Raw genomic sequence first — 17,830 nt, forward strand, 5'->3', positions numbered from 1 at the left:
TTCAACAGAGAAACAAGCCAGCATTACGAGCTGAGATTGCGATTATCGCTCAGGTTGTAAAATTGTCGGCTGAGGATTATCTAATTGCTCTGGGTAATCAGCATTATAGTGCAGGCCACGGCTTTCTTTTCGCTCCATGGCGCAGCGAATAATTAATTCAGCAACTTGAACTAAATTACGTAACTCTAGTAAGTTATTACTCACTCTAAAGTTACTGTAATACTCTTGAATTTCTTGTTGTAGCATGGCGCAACGTCGTAATGCTCGTTCTAGCCTTTTATCGGTACGAACAATACCGACGTAATCCCACATGAATAATCTTAACTCATGCCAGTTATGGGCGATAACCACTTCTTCATCTGAATTACTGACTTGGCTTTCATCCCAATGGGGTACGGGACCTGGGGCTGGAATTTTACTGAGTAAACTTTCAATATCTTGTGCAGCAGCACGGGCAAAAACTAAACATTCTAATAACGAATTACTCGCAAGGCGATTCGCGCCATGCAGCCCAGTGTAGGCCACTTCACCAATGGCATATAAACCATTGATGTCTGTCTGACCGTGTAAGTCAGTCATTACACCACCACAGGTATAATGCGCCGCTGGTACCACAGGAATAGGATCCTTTGTGATATCGATGCCAAACTCTAAACATCGTTTATGTATGGTAGGAAAATGCTTGATGACAAAGTCGGCAGGCTTATGGCTTATATCAAGGTACAAGCAATCGGCACCTAAACGCTTCATTTCATAATCTATCGCACGGGCAACAATATCGCGGGGTGCAAGTTCGGCGCGTTCGTCAAACTCAGGCATGAAGCGTGTGCCATCGGGACGTTTTAAGTAAGCACCTTCGCCACGTAAAGCTTCAGTAAGCAGATAGTTGCGAGCATCAGCATGATATAAGCAAGTTGGGTGGAATTGATTAAACTCCATATTCGCTACACGGCATCCAGCACGCCAAGCCATGGCAATACCGTCACCACTGGCAATATCGGGATTTGAGGTATATTGATAAACTTTCGAGCTTCCACCTGTGGCAATCGCGACAAACTTGGCTGTGACAGTTTCAACGTGCTCAGCATCTCGATTCCATACATATGCGCCAACAACACGATTTCCAGGGCGATTAAGCTTTCTCGTCGTAATTAAATCAATGGCGTTATAACGCTCTAGTACCTTGATGTTCGGATGCGCTAATGCCTGATCTTGAAGTGTCGTTTGGACCGCTTTACCCGTTGCATCAGCAGAGTGAAGAATACGTCGATGACTATGACCACCTTCTCGAGTTAGATGATAAGGTGCTGAACTTTGGTCGCCGTCACTGGTTTCTTCTTTATCAAAAGCAACACCGCATTGAATTAGCCATTTCATCGACTCTTTGGCATTCTCAGCGGTATAAGTCACCACATCTTTGTCACAAAGCCCTGCACCAGCGATAAGCGTGTCGCTCACATGTGACTCAATCGTATCTGATTCATCAAATACAGAGGCGATTCCGCCTTGTGCATAATAGGTTGAGCCTTCAGCTAAAGGTCCTTTCGAAAGGAGAATAACTTGTGACTTTTCAGCTAGATGGAGTGCAAGCGTGAGTCCTGCTGCACCACTACCTATAACCAAAATATCAGATTGGTGTTCAACTGCTTGTTTCATAAGGTATCATGGGTGACTTAATATGGTTCTATAATGGTAAATCAAAACCGCTTTATTGGGTACTGAGACATTACTATTAAGCGAGATTTAGCCATTTTTTATAAAAAATTAAATTTTTTCATTCAATATCGAACTTTTTCAAAGCATGCGAGTCTACTTTAATGTGAATATGATTCGAGCGACTGAGAAATCAGTATTATAGATTTAGGAGTAGTCGGCTCGGATGAGTGGACAAATAAGTGATCAACAGTTAGTTGAGCGTGTACAACGTGGCGATAAAAACGCATTTAATCTGTTAGTACAGAAATACCAAAATAAAGTAATGAGCTTGATCTCACGCTATATCAGAAATCAAGCAGACATCAGTGATGTGGCACAAGAAGCCTTTATTAAAGCTTACCGTGCATTACCTAATTTTCGTGGTGAAAGTGCTTTTTACACATGGTTGTATCGCATTGCAGTAAACACTGCAAAAAACCATTTGGTTTCTCAAGGCAGAAAAACACCGGCTAACAGTGTTGATGCAGAAGAAGCTGAATACTATGAAGGCAGCGATGCATTAAAAGAATTTGCATCACCAGAACGTCTCGTTTTGTCTGATGAAATTAATAAGGTGATTTTTGAAACCTTAGAAACGTTGCCAGAAGAATTGAAGATAGCAATTTCTTTACGTGAACTTGATGGTATGAGTTACGAAGATATTGCCAACATCATGGATTGTCCTGTTGGTACAGTAAGATCACGTATCTTCCGTGCTAGGGAATCAATCGATAAGAAACTCCAGCCTTTGCTGGAACAGTAATAGTCTTTATTGACACAGGTGAAAAATGCTTAAATCAGGTCAAGAATGGGTTTCATCAGCAGTTGATGGCGAAGTTGATGCTAAAACATTAGCAGAGTTATCAGCAGACGAAAGCTCACATAAGCAATGGCAAAACTATCACATGATTGGTGATGCTATGCGCGGAGAGTTACCGCAGACAATTGATTTAGATCTAACAGCAAGCATTGCTGCTGCTATCGAACTCGAACCTGCGATAATTGCACCGCAAACTGATACCGTTTCTCAGCATGATGAAAAAGTCACAGAAGTAGAAACCAAGAAGGACAATGTTGTTCCTTTCTTCAAGCAATTTGGCCAGTATGCGATTGCGGCTACAGTTGCTATGGTTGCTATTGTTGGTGTACAAAATTACGGTCAAGATCAAAATGCTGATTCGCCACTACCAGTACTGAATACTCGTCCATTGATTGGTACAGCTTCTCCAGTAAGCTTGCAAACCGGTGCAGTACAGAGTCAGTCGGCTGTAAACAATGACAATGTTGTAGAGCAACGTCGCAGAATAAATTCATATATTCAGGACCACATGCTACAACAAAGGTTGAATTCAGGTGTTGTTGTACAGCACAATAACGATACTGATAACAACATTAATAATTAATCTGGAGTTAGCTTGCGTCTAATCCTGTTAGTACTTGCTGCAATGGTATTCCCTGTTGCAGCAGAAGGTATCCCCGAAGAAGAAATGTCTGCGAAAGCTTGGCTTGAAAGTATGAGCCAAGCACTTCAAACCAAACAATACAAATCTTCCATTATCCAGTTACAAGCGGATCATATCCGTCCTCTCGTTTATCTACACGGCACGGTTAACGACAAAGAAGTCGCCTTTTTAGAATATTTGAATGGTCCTCCTAAAAATGCTGTGCGAGTAGCTGATACCGTGACGTTTATCGAACACGATCAACCTGCATACAGTATCAATGCGCCCCGCATTCAAGGGATTTGGCCAACGATTTTTGCGACAGATGTGGCATCACTTGAGCGTGGCTACCAATTTGTGCTAGGAGGTCGCAGCCGCATTGCTGGGCGTCCAGGTCAAATGATTAGAATCATGCCTGTTGATGAGCATAGGTTCATGTCTCAGATATGGATTGATATGGAAACCCGTCTGCCACTTCGTTATGACATGATCAATCAAGATAAACAATTGATTGAGCAAATGATGGTGATTGAACTATTAGAACTTAATGAACCCGCCAGTATTTTAATTGAAGCTGAACGTCAGGGCTTGCCGCCAGTGATGAATCCTGCTGAGCGTATTGCTGGCCAAAATTGGCAATTTAGCTGGTTGCCCGCAGGTTTCCATATGGTGGTTAAGGACCATCACCGCTTGTTAGGTAGCGACGAGTCGGTTGAATATATCGCATTGACAGACGGCTTAGTTAATATCTCTGTGTATGTTGCCAGAATGGGGGACAGCCCTATGCCTGATGAGTTGATTACACGTAATGGCTTAACCATGGTGGTTGAGCAAGTCGGTAATGTTGAAGTTGTTGCTGTCGGTAAAGTGCCTTCTGATACCTTAAACCGTATCGCTAAAAGTCTTATCTTAAAATAAGTAAGATTATGGCCAATCAATCTACGCCACCAAAAACTACCCCAAATGACAATACGTCAACGCAGCTTGAATCAAACGAGTTGCTTGATGCAAGTCGTTCTGCATCACTATCACAATCTATGTTAGAAGAAGTGGCGACCGTTATTGCATATGATGAAACGGGGTGGGTAACGGTTGAAATTGAACTTAAAAGTGCCTGTAATCATTGTTCAAATAATGAAAATTGTGGCACTTCGACTGTGGCTAAAGCTTTTTCTATTAAGCGCCAACAGTTTTCCCTTAAGAGTGACAAAACTTGTGAAGTAGGGGATTTACTCAAACTTGCGCTGCCAGAGAGCGTGATTCTTAAGGCCGCATTATTAGTTTATATTTTCCCTTTAATCGGATTGTTTATCGGTGCGTTAATAGGACTTTGGTTTAGCCATTTACTACTAATTAACCCTGACTATAGCTCGATGGTTATGGGAGCCTTAGGTGGAATAGGCGCGTGGCTTCTTGGTAAGCGACAAGCATCAAAGTTAGAAGCTGAATCCACCCCAGTTATTACGGCTTACTTGGGCCAAGGTGTGAGTTTGCAACGCGGTTAAATGCGCATTCTTATCCGTTATTAGGTGCTTTTTTATATTCATTTCTACAGTGTCATTTATTCTGATTGGTATTAACCCCTTATTCAGGTACAATTTGGCACCATTATTTCCATCATTTTAGTAGTAGTCATTTCAGCCAAATGAAACACATTAGAAACTTCTCAATTATTGCCCATATCGACCATGGCAAATCTACATTGTCTGATCGCCTTATCCAATTTTGTGGTGGTTTATCAGACCGTGAAATGGCCGCTCAGGTTCTCGATTCTATGGATATCGAACGTGAGCGTGGTATTACCATTAAAGCACAGAGTGTTACACTCGACTATAAAGCTGATGATGGCGAAACCTATCAACTGAACTTCATTGACACACCAGGTCACGTTGACTTCTCTTACGAAGTATCACGCTCACTTGCTGCATGTGAAGGTGCATTATTAGTTGTTGACGCTGGCCAAGGTGTCGAAGCCCAAACTCTTGCTAACTGTTATACCGCTTTAGAAATGGACTTAGACGTGGTGCCGATTTTAAATAAAATCGACCTACCTCAAGCTGATCCTGAGCGTGTAGCTGCAGAGATTGAAGACATTGTCGGCATCGACGCTATGGAAGCTGTTCGCTGTTCCGCGAAAACAGGTATTGGTATTAAGGATGTCCTTGAAACAATCGTTTCAGACATTCCACCGCCTGAAGGTGACATTGATGCACCGCTTCAAGCGCTTATTATTGATTCTTGGTTCGACAGCTACTTAGGCGTTGTCTCTTTAGTGCGTATTAAACATGGCGTATTGAAGAAAGGCGATAAGTTTAAAGTCATGTCAACCGGTCAGAACTACAATGCTGATCGCGTAGGTATTTTTACGCCAAAACAAACTGACACCCCAGAACTTAAAGCGGGCGAAGTGGGTTTTGTCATCTCTGGTATTAAAGAGATTCACGGCGCTCCAGTCGGTGATACCTTGACCCATGCTAAGCACGGTGCAGAAGAGCCGCTTCCTGGTTTTAAAAAGGTTACGCCGCAGGTTTATGCTGGTGTATTCCCAATTTCTACTGATGAATACGAAAGCTTCCGTGAGGCATTGAATAAATTAAGCTTGAATGATGCGTCATTATTCTTCGAGCCTGAATCATCTTCAGCATTAGGCTTTGGTTTCCGTATTGGTTACCTAGGTTTATTGCACATGGAAATCATTCAAGAACGTCTAGAGCGTGAATACAATCTAGATTTAATCACCACAGCTCCAACAGTAGTTTATGAAGTTGAGATGACACGTGGTGAAATCTTGTATGTGGATAATCCATCAGATTTACCGCCGATCAATAACATTGCTGAAATCCGTGAACCTATCGTAGAAGCAAACATGCTTGTACCAAAAGAGTACTTAGGTAACGTCATCACCTTGTGTATTGAAAAGCGTGGTGTACAAACCAATATGGTTTATCACGGTAATCAAGTATCTGTGACTTATGAACTGCCAATGGCTGAAGTGGTTATGGACTTCTTCGATCGCCTTAAGTCTACCAGTCGTGGTTATGCATCGCTTGAGTATAACTTCATCCGCTTTGAGCCTGCTGACATGGTACGTTTAGATATCATGATTAATGGCGACCGTGTTGATGCGTTAGCAATGGTTATTCACCGTTCTAATATTCGCCATCGTGGTTTAGCGCTTGTGGATAAGATGAAAGAGCTTATTCCAAGACAAATGTTTGATATTGCGATTCAAGCCGCTGTTGGTAGCCAAATTATTGCCCGTTCTAACGTCAAAGCAATGCGTAAAGACGTAACTGCTAAGTGTTACGGCGGCGATGTTTCACGTAAGAAGAAACTCTTACAGAAACAAAAAGATGGTAAGAAACGTATGAAGCAAGTCGGTAACGTCGAAGTGCCTCAAGAAGCGTTCTTAGCCGTGTTAAAGTTGAATGACTAAGCTCTTAATTTGTCTGTGAAAACTGATTTAACATTAAGAGTGATAACAACGCCGCTGCTTGCGGCGTTGCTATTAAAAAATCATTAAAAACGTGAGTTAAAAAATGATTATTAACCGGCATTAATAATCGTTTTTATCGTTTGATGAGCAAAAGTTAATTTTCCATATGAAGTGATTTTATATACTTTGTAACATTACTCAGAGTGAACCTAACAGCACGACATAGGATAATCACTTTTTATTAGTGTCATACACTGAACTATATACAGTGTTAAGGCAGGAGCTTAAACCCTAATGGCAGCCCATTTTTCTCTTATATTAGTTATTGTAACCTTAGTCAGCGGCCTAATTTGGCTTGTTGACGTAATAGCCTTCGCCCCTAAACGACGTGAAAAGTTAGCACTCGCTGAAGCGCAAACGCCTGATTTATCAGACGAAGCAAAAGAAAATATCACACGTGAATCCGTGGTCGTTGAATTTGCTCACTCTATCTTCCCTGTGATTGCCTTTGTATTGATCCTTCGCTCATTCATTTATGAACCGTTTCAAATTCCTTCAGGCTCTATGAAACCGACACTGCTTGTTGGTGATTTTATCTTGGTTGAAAAATTCAGCTATGGTTTGCGAGATCCTGTTTGGCGCAGCAAATTAGTTGAAACAGGGGAACCAGAACGCGGTGATGTGTTTGTATTCAAATACCCTAAACAACCAGAAATCGACTATATTAAAAGAGTTATCGGTTTACCGGGCGACAGAGTTGTTTATCAAAATAAACAGTTTCTGATTCAACCTAAATGCGAAGATAAGTCAGCGTGTCCTGGTGCTAAAGCGATTAAGTTAAGCAGTGTTAATCGTGGTGAGTTTACTCAAGAAGGAATTCCTTTATCTCGTTACACTGAGCAATTAGGCGACGTTGAACATGATATTTTAATTAATCCTTCGCGCCCTGACTTTAGTAATCACTTCTTTGAACAGCCTGGTACAGCGGTAGGCGAATTTATTGTCCCTGAAGGACAATATTTTGCCATTGGTGATAACCGTGACAACAGTACAGATAGCCGTTTTTGGGGCTTTGTTCCTGAAGCCAATTTAGTCGGTAAAGCGGTTGCGATTTGGATAAGCTTTGAGTTTGAACGTCCTGCTAGTAGTTGGTTACCAACTTGGGTGCCAACAGGTGTTCGTTTTGACAGAGTAGGTGCGATTAAGTAATGGAACCAATTAAAAATTTACCTCGTTTATGTCGCACATTAGGTTATGAGTTCAAGAATATAGATTTACTGACTCATGCTTTAACTCATCGTAGCGCATCATCAAAGCATAATGAGCGTTTGGAGTTCCTAGGTGATTCGATTTTATCTATTGTGATATCTGATGCTTTATATCACCAGTTTCCGAAAGTCACAGAAGGCGACTTAAGCCGTATGCGTTCAACCTTAGTGAAAGGTGAAACGTTAACCGTGATTGCAAAAGAGTTTAAATTAGGTGATTACCTTTATTTAGGCCCTGGTGAGTTAAAAAGTGGTGGTTTTAGACGGGAATCTATTTTAGCCGATGCTGTAGAAGCCATCATCGGTGCGATATACCTGGATGCCGATATCGAAACGTGTCGACGCTTATTACTGACATGGTATAAGCAACGATTAGCTGAGATTAAACCTGGTATAAATCAAAAAGATCCTAAAACCATTTTGCAAGAGTACTTGCAAGGCTATAAAAAGCCGTTACCCGAATATAATGTGGTTGATGTAAAAGGTGATGCGCATAATCAGACGTTCACGGTCGAATGTCGTATTTCTGAATTAGATAAAGTAGTGACGGGTGTCAGTACTTCAAGAAGAAAAGCTGAGCAGCTTGCAGCCGCTCAGGTATTGGAGTTAATTAATAAATGACCAAAAAAACAGACTTGCCAGAAAGCTCGCCAGTAGAGCCAAGCTTAGATGAATTATTGGCAAGGATGAACGGTGCTGCACCAGCTGCAAAAGCCAAATATGAAGTGACTTTTTGTGGCATGGTTGCAATTGTCGGTCGACCAAATGTAGGTAAATCTACACTATTAAACAAGTTGCTTGGGCAGAAGGTCAGTATTACTTCTAAAAAGCCTCAGACAACTCGTCACCGTATTATGGGTATTCATACAGATGAAGAGAAACAAATCATCTTTATTGATACCCCAGGTCTTCATATTGATGAAAAACGCGCTATTAACCGTTTAATGAACCGTGCAGCTGCCAGTTCTCTTGCTGATGTGTCTATGGTTGTATTTGTTGTTGATGGTATGACTTGGACTGAAGATGACGAAATGGTGCTTAATAAGCTGCAACAAGGCAGTGGTAAGCGTAAAACGGTTTTAGCCATTAACAAAGTCGATAATATTAAAGATAAAGAAGCGTTATTTCCTTATCTAGCTGAGCTGTCTGAAAAGTTTACCTTTGATGAGATATTGCCAATATCTGCAACCAAAGGCACCAATGTGCAGCGCATTTTAGATTTAGCGCAAGCCTCATTACCTGAGGGGCAGTTTTATTTCCCTGAAGACTATGTGACAGATCGCTCTCAGCGTTTTATGGCATCTGAAATTGTTCGTGAAAAACTCATGCGCTTTTTAGGTGACGAGTTACCTTATGATGCTACCGTTGAAATTGAGCAATTTAAGATGATGGATAACGGTGTTTATCAAATCAATGCACTAATCCTTGTGGAACGCACAGGCCAAAAACGCATGGTAATTGGTAATAAAGGTGAGCGTATTCGTACAATTGCCACCCAAGCTCGATTAGACATGGAAACCTTGTTTGATAATAAAGTCTTCCTCGAAATTTGGGTCAAAGTTAAATCGGGTTGGGCTGACGATGAGCGTGCACTTCGCAGTTTAGGCTATGGCGAAGACTAACCAAGTGTCAGTACCAGTTTTGTTTTACGCTGTTCATAACTAACATGTTACGCGGATATATACTTCATCATCGACCATACAGAGAATCCAGTGTGATTGTTAATCTGTTAGTCGATGGTGTTGGTCGCATAGATGCACTTGTTCGGGTGGGCAGCGGTAAAAAAACCTTAAAAGTATCATTCAACCTTTTCAGCCACTGATATTTCAATTCAATTCAAAATCTGACACTTCAGATTCAAGCCTTAAATTTATAACCCAAATAGAGCCTGCTGCCCCTGCATTACCGTTAACTTCTACCAGCTTGTATTCCGCGATGTATCTTAATGAGTTGTTAGTAAGGGTGCTTGATTCTGGGCAACATGCAGAAGGTCTATTTATTCATTATCACCGTTGCATTATGTCGCTTGCGAGCGAATTTAGCTCCGAGCATCTGCGCTATTTTGAAATGGAATTATTAGCTGAACTAGGGGCGTTACCTTCATTAGATTATGATACTCAGGGTGAAAAAATTGAACCAGTGATGAGTTACCGTATTATCGCTGATGAAGGTTTCTTACCTGTTGCTCAGCAAGCGAGCACGCATATTACCCACAGTAAGCAACTGTTATCAGGCGAAATGCTGATTAACCTTAAAGCTAAGACATTGACGCCTGAAAACTTGGTACAAGCAAAAGGGCTAATGAGATTACTTTTGTCACCGTTATTGGGGACAAAGCCATTACTAAGTAGAAAACTATTTATTAAAAAATAAGCTAAGTGAATTTATAGAAGTCATTTAAGCTAGGTGAATGAGGTTAATAACCCATTTACGCTAAATATTATTGTGATTAAGGAGCGCTACCGTGAGTGGAATTTTATTAGGAATTAACATCGACCATATTGCTACTCTACGACAAGCGCGTGGTACAGATTATCCAGATCCTGTACATGCAGCAGCAGTCGCAGAACATGCAGGTGCAGATGGTATTACTATTCACTTAAGAGAAGATCGTCGCCACATTGTTGACCGAGATGTATATCTTTTAGCAAAGACGCTAAAAACCAGAATGAATTTTGAATTTGCTGTGACTGAAGAAATGATTTCTATCGCCTGTGATGTTAAACCTGCTTATGCGTGTTTAGTTCCAGAAAAGCGTGAAGAGTTAACGACTGAAGGTGGTTTAGATGTTGCCGGTCAGATGGATAAAATCACTGATGCAGTGACGCGTTTAGCAGGCCATGGGATTAAGGTGTCTTTATTTATTGATGCTGATAAAGCGCAAATCGATGCAGCTGTGGCCTCTGGTGCTCCATATATTGAAATTCATACTGGTTGCTATGCTGACGCTAAAACTGATGAAGAGCAAGCATTGGAATTAGCACGTATCACTGAAATGGCTAAGTATGCGCATAGCAAGGGCTTAGTTGTGAATGCGGGACACGGTTTGCATTATCACAATGTCAAAGCGATTGCTGCTATTCCTGAACTGTATGAGCTGAATATTGGTCATGCAGTGATTGCTAGAGCAGCAATTGATGGCTTAGCTGTCGCAGTTAAAGATATGAAGAAACTGATGCTAGAAGGTCGCAGAGGCGAGTAATGGCAATCAAGGGACTTGGCACAGATATTGTTGAAATCAATCGCATTGAACAACAGTATGCCCGTTTGGGAGATAAGCTGGCAAAGCGAGTACTCACACCAGTAGAGTTACAAGTGTATATAGCCTCAAGTGCGCCTCATCGTTTTCTTGCAAAGCGATTTGCTGCAAAAGAAGCGGCAGCAAAAGCATTAGGTACAGGTATTGGCCGAGGTGTATCGTTTCAGCATATTCACATCAGTAATAACGATAGTGGTGCACCGCAAGTGAGCTTTACCGACGGGGCGCTTGCACGAATGCATGAACTCGGCGCCACAAACGGGCATCTGACAATTGCTGATGAGCAGCACTACGCAGTTGCTACCGTGGTTATTGAGTCCTAACGAGTTGAATCGACAATAACTCATTTTAGTTTTTATAAAAGCGCTTCGGCGCTTTTTTTATTTGTGCCGAAAATTAAATAACTGGTCTAAAGGCATTGATTGAAAAACCTAGAGCTTGAGCTCCACTGCTAACTTGAGGTAAGTTAACAAGGTGTTACATAATAATGATAATAAGGACTCAAGATGAAATCGGCCGTAGAACAACTCGCAACCTATAAAAGTGTGCATTTAAACCCAAAAAACATTCGAACCCACTTCGTCGGTGTACCGTTAATTATTTGGTCAGTCTTTTTGTTGCTTAATCTTATTCCTGTTAATTTTGTCTTATTCGCTGAAGAGGGCATTAAGCTGAACGTAGCAACTCTATTCGCCATAGGCACTTTAGTTTACTACTTTATATTACACAGAGGACTAGCCTTAGGTTTGACGATTTTTATTATTCCTGTGTTAATCACATCCTCATTAGTGTCACAAATTAATGGCGCTTGGATGATAGGCGTTGGCGTATTTTTTATTGGTTGGGTAATTCAGTTTATTGGTCATAAATACGAAAAAGCAAAACCGGCTTTTATTGATGATTTGAATCAGTTATTAATAGGTCCGTTTTTTTAATGGCTGAACTGTACTTTATGCTGGGTATGAATAAAGCACTCGAGCAAGAGATTACGCCGATTGCCCGAGACAAACGTCGCGCACTTGAGGCAAAAGAAAACAAGCAGCGTAAACGCCGCCGTTCTCCCATAAATAAAGGCGCATTTTGCGCCTTTATTTATGGGATGAAGAAAGCGTTGGTGTTTTACTCTTCAGCTTCCTCATTGGTGGGTTCTTTCACTAATGGAATGACCTTAACCGTTTTTATCATATTATCTGAGACATCTATGACTTCGATATGGTAGCTATCAATCGTTAAACTGGTACCTGCATCAGGGATATCTTCAAGGTACTCAATAATGATTCCATTCAGCGTTTTTGGTCCCTCTGTCGAAAAGTCCCACTTCATTTCTTTATTCAAATCACGAATGTTGATTGTGGCATCAATAATGAAGCTACCATCTTGTTGAATATCAATGTCTTCGCTGGCAGTGGTAATCATCGAAGTGGTAAAGTCGCCGACAATTTCCTCTAAAATATCTTCAAGGGTGACTAAGCCTTGTATATCGCCATATTCATCAACAACTAATCCAAAACGCTCTTTGTTTTGCTGAAAATTCGATAGCTGCACAGTCAGAGGAGTGCCTTCAGGGATGAAGTATAATTCTTTAACGGCTCTTAATAGCGATGACTTGCTGAATTCTTCTTTTGACTGCAGGCGTAATGCATCACGTAAATGAATAAAACCGACAGCATCATCAATATTATCTCGATATACCAAAACCCTGGTGTGTGGGCTTTGGGTGACTTGTTTATTGATGGTTTTAAAATCATCATTAACATTGATTGCGTAAATATCTGAACGAGGGATCATAATGTCTTCTACCGTGACTTTTTCTAAGTCTAAAATCGATATCAGCATCTCTTGATGTCGTTGTGGAATAAGGGCGCCAGCTTCATGAACAACAGTTCTTAACTCTTCTTGGCTTAAGGCATCATTTACACTGATATTTTTAATGCCGAGTAAGCGAAGAAAACCAGAAGTGATTAAGTTAATCGCTTTAACAAATGGCCATAATACTGAGAGTAGGGCACGTAACAGCCAGCTTGATGGAAAAGCAATTTTTTCAGGGTGTAAGGCTGCAACGGTTTTTGGGGTTACTTCTGCAAAAATCAGTACCACTAATGTGAGTACACCTGTGGCAATGGCAACGCCCACATCACCAAACAAGCGTATTCCAATGATCGTAGCGATTGCTGAGGCAAGAATGTTAACTAGGTTATTACCGATAAGAATTAAACCAATAAGCCTGTCTGGTCGCTCCAACATTTTTAGGGCGCGTTGTGCCCCTTTATGACCATTTGCAGCAAGATGGCGAAGTCGATAACGATTTAATGTCATCATCGCCGTCTCTGAGCCTGAAAAGTAAGCTGAGATTAGGATTAATACCAGAAGAGAAAGGAAGAGTGCGCTGGTAGAAATAGCGTCCAAAAATAGCTCCAGTTAATGTAGTAAAAAAAGACGAATGATGAGTATCAATCATTCGTCATAAGTGTCAAGTTTGCTTGCGGCTAATTAAATAATTATCGGGTTATCGCAAAATGAGCTCGGTTACTATTCGTGCGCCAAAATAAGCAAGCGATAACAAGGCAGCCCCAGAAAGCGTATAAATAACGGCAGTGCGAATACGACAACCGATAGTGTAATGCTGCCATAACATGATGCTGTATACGACCCAAGCGAGAATAGATAAAATCGCTTTATGGCCTTTGCCGTCTTCAAACATGTCTTCTAAAAAGATAAAGCCTGTTGCTAAAGATAAGGTTAGTAACATCACACCAATAGTAACCAGGTGATATAACTGCTTTTCAACCGTCATTAATGGCGGCATACCAGGGCTCATCATGGTCTTTTTGTTTTTTAATTTATTTTGAATTAGCCATAATTGAATCGCATAAAGTGCGGCAATCATCAGGGCACTGTACGCCATTAATGATAAAACAATATGGGCGAGAATTTCTGGGTGGCCATCAAAATGAATAATGTACTGTGGTGGAATTAACCAGAGCACGGCAACTGATATTACCGAACAAGCATAAACCACAGGCACGACAACAATCACTTTTAAACGGTGCATTATGATGGTGAAGCTAAAGGCAATGATCCAATTAACTAACGAAATGACATTCGTTAAACTAAAGTTCTGCCCTTCAGCGGTATAAATGGTTTGTGATAGTGCTATGCCATGAAGCACAACTGCAATAGAAGCAAAGATTGCGACTAATTTACGGTTGGGTCCTTCTGCATGAAACAATCGACTCGTAACAAGTACAAGTGCGATGCAGTAAAACAACATAGCCGAAGCTGAAAAAATGACCATCTGGAATAAACCTATCAAGTTAGTAGTGCAGGTTGTTTTTAAAAATAAAATCAGCACAAAATTATTTATCTTAGATTAACATGAACCAAGGTCATTAGGGCAGTGACCTAAGACCCAAAATTTAACAGTTTCCTCCATTTAACGCCAAATAATTTACGAATAATGACCTACATCAATACTCTGTCTGAAGGCTAATCTCGCATCTTGAAGTAGTTTGGGTATAATAGGCGCCAATTATCGAATCGTTTTAAGGTAAACAGCAGAGCATGTTTGAGAATCTATCCGACAGACTGTCGCGCACCCTCAAGAATATTAGTGGTCGTGGTCGCTTAACCGAAGACAACATTAAAGAAACCTTGCGAGAAGTGCGTATGGCACTACTTGAGGCTGATGTTGCATTGCCCGTTGTACGCCAATTTGTTAATAGCGTAAAAGAGCGTGCCGTAGGTCAAGAAGTCTCTAAAAGTTTAAGTCCAGGACAAGCATTCATTAAAATTGTCCAAAATGAACTTGAAAAGGCAATGGGTGAGGCGAATGAAGCTTTAGATTTAGCCGCTCAACCTCCTGCAGTATTAATGATGGCCGGTTTACAAGGGGCGGGTAAAACGACCAGTGTCGCTAAATTAGCGAAATTTCTGCGTGAGCGTGAAAAGAAATCTGTACTGGTGGTCAGCGCTGACGTCTATCGTCCTGCAGCGATCAAACAGTTAGAAACACTAGCAACTGAAGTTGAAGTTGAATTTTTCCCATCAGATGTTAGCCAAAAGCCTGTTGATATCGCAAAGGCGGCTATTGCTCATGCGAAATTAAAGTTCATTGATGTGGTGATAGTCGATACTGCGGGTCGACTCCATGTTGATGAAGCGATGATGGATGAGATTAAAGATCTCCATGCCACGATTAACCCTGTTGAGACTTTATTTGTTGTTGATGCAATGACAGGTCAAGACGCAGCTAATACGGCAAAATCATTTAATGAAGCGCTACCGTTAACGGGTGTCATTCTGACAAAAGTCGATGGTGATGCTCGTGGTGGTGCCGCACTATCTATCAGAAACATTACCGGTAAACCAATTAAGTTCTTAGGTGTTGGTGAAAAAACTGATGCACTAGAACCTTTCCATCCTGAACGTATAGCATCACGTATTCTTGGTATGGGCGATGTATTGTCGTTGATTGAAGAAGTTGAGCGTGGTGTTGATAAAGAAAAAGCGATGAAGCTTGCTTCGAAAGTGAAGTCTGGTGGTGGATTCGACCTTGAAGATTTTCGTGAACAACTGCAGCAAATGAAAAACATGGGCGGCATGATGGGCATGATTGAGAAACTGCCTGGTGTAGGCCAACTTCCACCAGAAGCATTAGCTCAAGTTCAAGATGGTAAAATGACCAATCAAATGGAAGCCATTATTAACTCTATGACGCCTGGCGAACGCCAACGTCCAGATATTATCAAAGGATCGCGTAAGCGCCGCATTGCATTAGGTTCAGGTACTCAAATTCAAGACGTTAACCGTCTATTGAAACAGTTTACCCAGATGCAAAAAATGATGAAAAAAATGTCTGGTAAAGGTGGCATGAAGAAAATGATGCGCAGCATGGGCGGAATGATGCCTCCTGGAATGAAGTTCCCAGGGCGTTGATTCGTAGCCTTATTCAACAAAGACTTTTCAATTTGTCCCGTAAAGATTGAATTTTCATTGATGCAACCTTAAATGTCTTGGTTTAAAAAACGACGGATTTGGTTGCATTAATTGTAAAATCAGGTAAAATCTTGCGGCTTTCTCTGGGGCCCTTCGCGAACACGGAGTCCCAGTTTTTATTTTGCTAACTAGCAAATCATTAGAGGAATTAAAACGCATGGTTACCATTCGTTTAGCTCGTGGCGGCGCAAAAAAGCGTCCATTTTACAATATCGTTGTTGCTGATAGCCGCAATGCTCGTGACGGTCGTTTCATCGAACGTGTTGGTTTTTTCAACCCTTTAGCTAAAGGCCAAGAAGAAACTTTACGTTTAGATCTAGACCGTGTAGATCACTGGGTTGCTACTGGTGCAGCAACTTCAGAACGCGTAGCAAAGTTGATCAAAGACGCTCGTAAAGCTGTTGCTTAATAGCGTTAAGGTATAAATAGATGAGTAGTAATCAACAACCCATCGTACTAGGCAAAATTGGTTCTAGTCATGGTATTAAAGGTTGGATGAAAATCACTTCTTATACCGATTCTGTTGAAGGTATTTTTGATTATTCGCCTTGGCTAATTAAAGAACAAGGTGAATGGCGTGAAGTTAAGGTCGCTCAGTGGCGTTATCAAGGTAAAGCAATTGTTGCTTGTCTTGAAGGCGTAAACAACCGAGAAGATGCGCAACTGCTTACTAACTGTGAGATTGCCATCCAGCATGACCAAATTAAAGACTTGTCAGAAGATGAATTCTACTGGCGTGACTTGATTGGTTGTACTGTGACAAACACTAAAGGCTATGACATGGGTAGTGTTGACCAGATCGTGGAAACAGGATCTAACGACGTGTTACTTGTTAAAGCTAACGTTAAAGATGCTTTTGGCAAAGCGGAACGCATGATTCCCTTTGTCCCTGAGCAGTTCATCCTTGAGGTGAATGTGCAAAGTAAACAGATATTAGTGGATTGGGATCCAGACTTTTAAGTCGAGGTACAACATATGTGGTTAGGGGTTGTAACCCTGTTTCCTGAGATGTTTCGTGCTGTTACAGACTTTGGAGTGACGGGTCGAGCCGTTAAAAACGGACTGTTAGAGTTGCAAACATGGAATCCTCGTGATTTCACACATGATCGACATAATACTGTTGATGACCGTCCTTACGGTGGTGGTCCTGGTATGTTGATGATGGTGCAACCGTTACGCGATGCTATTCATGCTGCGAAAGCAGCTGCAGGTGACGGTGCGAAGGTGATTTACTTATCGCCTCAAGGACGCAAGCTGGATCAGCAAGGTGTCAGTGAGTTAAGTCAATCATCGAGTTTGGTACTGGTATGTGGTCGATACGAAGGTGTTGATGAACGTATCATCCAATCTGAAGTTGATGAAGAATGGTCAATTGGTGATTATGTGCTTTCGGGCGGAGAATTACCTGCGATGACTCTCATTGATTCAGTTGCAAGGCTAGTACCTGGTGTACTAGGTAAGCAAGCATCAGCAGAGCAAGATTCTTTCTCTGATGGTTTATTGGATTGTCCTCACTATACTCGCCCTGAAAACTTGGATGGTGTTGGTGTTCCGGCAGTGTTGTTAAGCGGTGACCACGAAAAAATTAGACTCTGGCGGTTGCAACAAAGTCTTGGTAGGACTTTTTTACGACGACCAGAATTATTTGAAAATCTAGCTCTGACTGGCGAACAAAAGACTCTTTTAGCAGAGTTTGTTAACAATTTAGACAAGCCTGTTTAGTCGAAGCTCAGTT

Annotated in this window: 17 protein-coding genes and 2 pseudogenes; 16 read left to right on the forward strand and 3 right to left on the reverse strand. The window is 41.4% G+C overall.

All coding sequences use genetic code 11. The features are described from left to right. Positions 1–42: 42 nt before the first annotated feature. Positions 43–1,656: an L-aspartate oxidase gene (gene nadB / locus ACGEDC_RS14655; RefSeq protein WP_055025592.1), complete on the reverse strand. Its 1,614-nt coding sequence runs from the start codon at positions 1,654–1,656 to the stop codon at positions 43–45. Positions 1,657–1,879: 223 nt separating this feature from the next. Here nadB and rpoE point away from each other — a divergent pair, with 223 nt between their 5' ends. From rpoE to ACGEDC_RS14715, 12 genes and pseudogenes are all read left to right on the forward strand, one after another. Next, positions 1,880–2,458 carry an RNA polymerase sigma factor RpoE gene (gene rpoE, locus ACGEDC_RS14660; protein WP_055025593.1) on the forward strand — a complete coding sequence of 193 codons (579 nt, stop codon included), beginning with the start codon at positions 1,880–1,882 and terminating at the stop codon, positions 2,456–2,458. 25 nt (positions 2,459–2,483) lie between these two features. Further along, entirely contained in the window at positions 2,484–3,098 is a 615-nt protein-coding gene (locus tag ACGEDC_RS14665; protein WP_055025594.1) for a sigma-E factor negative regulatory protein, read from the forward strand. 12 nt (positions 3,099–3,110) lie between these two features. After that, positions 3,111–4,055, forward strand: a complete 945-nt coding sequence (locus ACGEDC_RS14670) for a MucB/RseB C-terminal domain-containing protein (protein ID WP_055025595.1) — start codon at positions 3,111–3,113, stop codon at positions 4,053–4,055. A gap of 119 nt (positions 4,056–4,174) precedes the next feature. Next, positions 4,175–4,642, forward strand: a complete 468-nt coding sequence (locus ACGEDC_RS14675; protein ID WP_394498360.1) for a SoxR reducing system RseC family protein — start codon at positions 4,175–4,177, stop codon at positions 4,640–4,642. 140 nt (positions 4,643–4,782) lie between these two features. Further along, positions 4,783–6,573: a translation elongation factor 4 gene (gene lepA / locus ACGEDC_RS14680; protein WP_055025596.1), complete on the forward strand. Its 1,791-nt coding sequence runs from the start codon at positions 4,783–4,785 to the stop codon at positions 6,571–6,573. Between the two features lie 294 nt (positions 6,574–6,867). Next, positions 6,868–7,782 carry a signal peptidase I gene (gene lepB / locus ACGEDC_RS14685; RefSeq protein WP_065109037.1) on the forward strand — a complete coding sequence of 305 codons (915 nt, stop codon included), beginning with the start codon at positions 6,868–6,870 and terminating at the stop codon, positions 7,780–7,782. Continuing rightward, entirely contained in the window at positions 7,782–8,462 is a 681-nt protein-coding gene (gene rnc, locus ACGEDC_RS14690) for a ribonuclease III (protein ID WP_055025598.1), read from the forward strand. The genes lepB and rnc overlap by 1 nt, the downstream gene beginning before the upstream one ends. Further along, positions 8,459–9,463, forward strand: a complete 1,005-nt coding sequence (gene era, locus ACGEDC_RS14695) for a GTPase Era (protein ID WP_055025599.1) — start codon at positions 8,459–8,461, stop codon at positions 9,461–9,463. The genes rnc and era overlap by 4 nt, the downstream gene beginning before the upstream one ends. A 44-nt stretch (positions 9,464–9,507) precedes the next feature. Continuing rightward, positions 9,508–10,214, forward strand: a pseudogene (gene recO, locus ACGEDC_RS14700) (DNA repair protein RecO). Between the two features lie 91 nt (positions 10,215–10,305). Further along, positions 10,306–11,043 carry a pyridoxine 5'-phosphate synthase gene (gene pdxJ / locus ACGEDC_RS14705; protein WP_055025601.1) on the forward strand — a complete coding sequence of 246 codons (738 nt, stop codon included), beginning with the start codon at positions 10,306–10,308 and terminating at the stop codon, positions 11,041–11,043. Then, positions 11,043–11,423, forward strand: a complete 381-nt coding sequence (gene acpS / locus ACGEDC_RS14710; protein WP_372037385.1) for a holo-ACP synthase — start codon at positions 11,043–11,045, stop codon at positions 11,421–11,423. The genes pdxJ and acpS overlap by 1 nt, the downstream gene beginning before the upstream one ends. A 183-nt stretch (positions 11,424–11,606) precedes the next feature. Next, positions 11,607–12,133 (forward strand): annotated as a pseudogene (locus ACGEDC_RS14715) (DUF962 domain-containing protein); the annotation flags it as partial. An 86-nt stretch (positions 12,134–12,219) separates the two neighbouring features. On the opposite strand, the gene ACGEDC_RS14720 reads toward ACGEDC_RS14715, so the two are convergent. Next, entirely contained in the window at positions 12,220–13,506 is a 1,287-nt protein-coding gene (locus ACGEDC_RS14720; RefSeq protein WP_372037384.1) for an HlyC/CorC family transporter, read from the reverse strand. A gap of 100 nt (positions 13,507–13,606) precedes the next feature. Further along, entirely contained in the window at positions 13,607–14,395 is a 789-nt protein-coding gene (locus tag ACGEDC_RS14725) for a cytochrome C assembly family protein (RefSeq protein WP_055025605.1), read from the reverse strand. 266 nt (positions 14,396–14,661) lie between these two features. Here ACGEDC_RS14725 and ffh point away from each other — a divergent pair, with 266 nt between their 5' ends. The 4 genes from ffh (at position 14,662) to trmD (ending at position 17,817) form a co-directional block, all read left to right on the forward strand. Beyond that, positions 14,662–16,035, forward strand: a complete 1,374-nt coding sequence (gene ffh, locus ACGEDC_RS14730; RefSeq protein ID WP_055025606.1) for a signal recognition particle protein — start codon at positions 14,662–14,664, stop codon at positions 16,033–16,035. Positions 16,036–16,252: 217 nt separating this feature from the next. After that, positions 16,253–16,504 carry a 30S ribosomal protein S16 gene (gene rpsP, locus ACGEDC_RS14735; RefSeq protein ID WP_055025607.1) on the forward strand — a complete coding sequence of 84 codons (252 nt, stop codon included), beginning with the start codon at positions 16,253–16,255 and terminating at the stop codon, positions 16,502–16,504. Positions 16,505–16,524: 20 nt separating this feature from the next. Further along, positions 16,525–17,055 carry a ribosome maturation factor RimM gene (gene rimM / locus ACGEDC_RS14740; RefSeq protein ID WP_055025608.1) on the forward strand — a complete coding sequence of 177 codons (531 nt, stop codon included), beginning with the start codon at positions 16,525–16,527 and terminating at the stop codon, positions 17,053–17,055. 15 nt (positions 17,056–17,070) lie between these two features. After that, positions 17,071–17,817 (forward strand): tRNA (guanosine(37)-N1)-methyltransferase TrmD, encoded by a 747-nt coding sequence (gene trmD, locus ACGEDC_RS14745; RefSeq protein ID WP_055025609.1) that lies wholly within the window; start codon positions 17,071–17,073, stop codon positions 17,815–17,817. Positions 17,818–17,830: the final 13 nt, after the last annotated feature.

Origin of the sequence: Shewanella sp. ENK2 (assembly GCF_043568515.1) — a bacterium.
Taxonomy (GTDB): Bacteria; Pseudomonadota; Gammaproteobacteria; order Enterobacterales; family Shewanellaceae; genus Shewanella; species Shewanella japonica.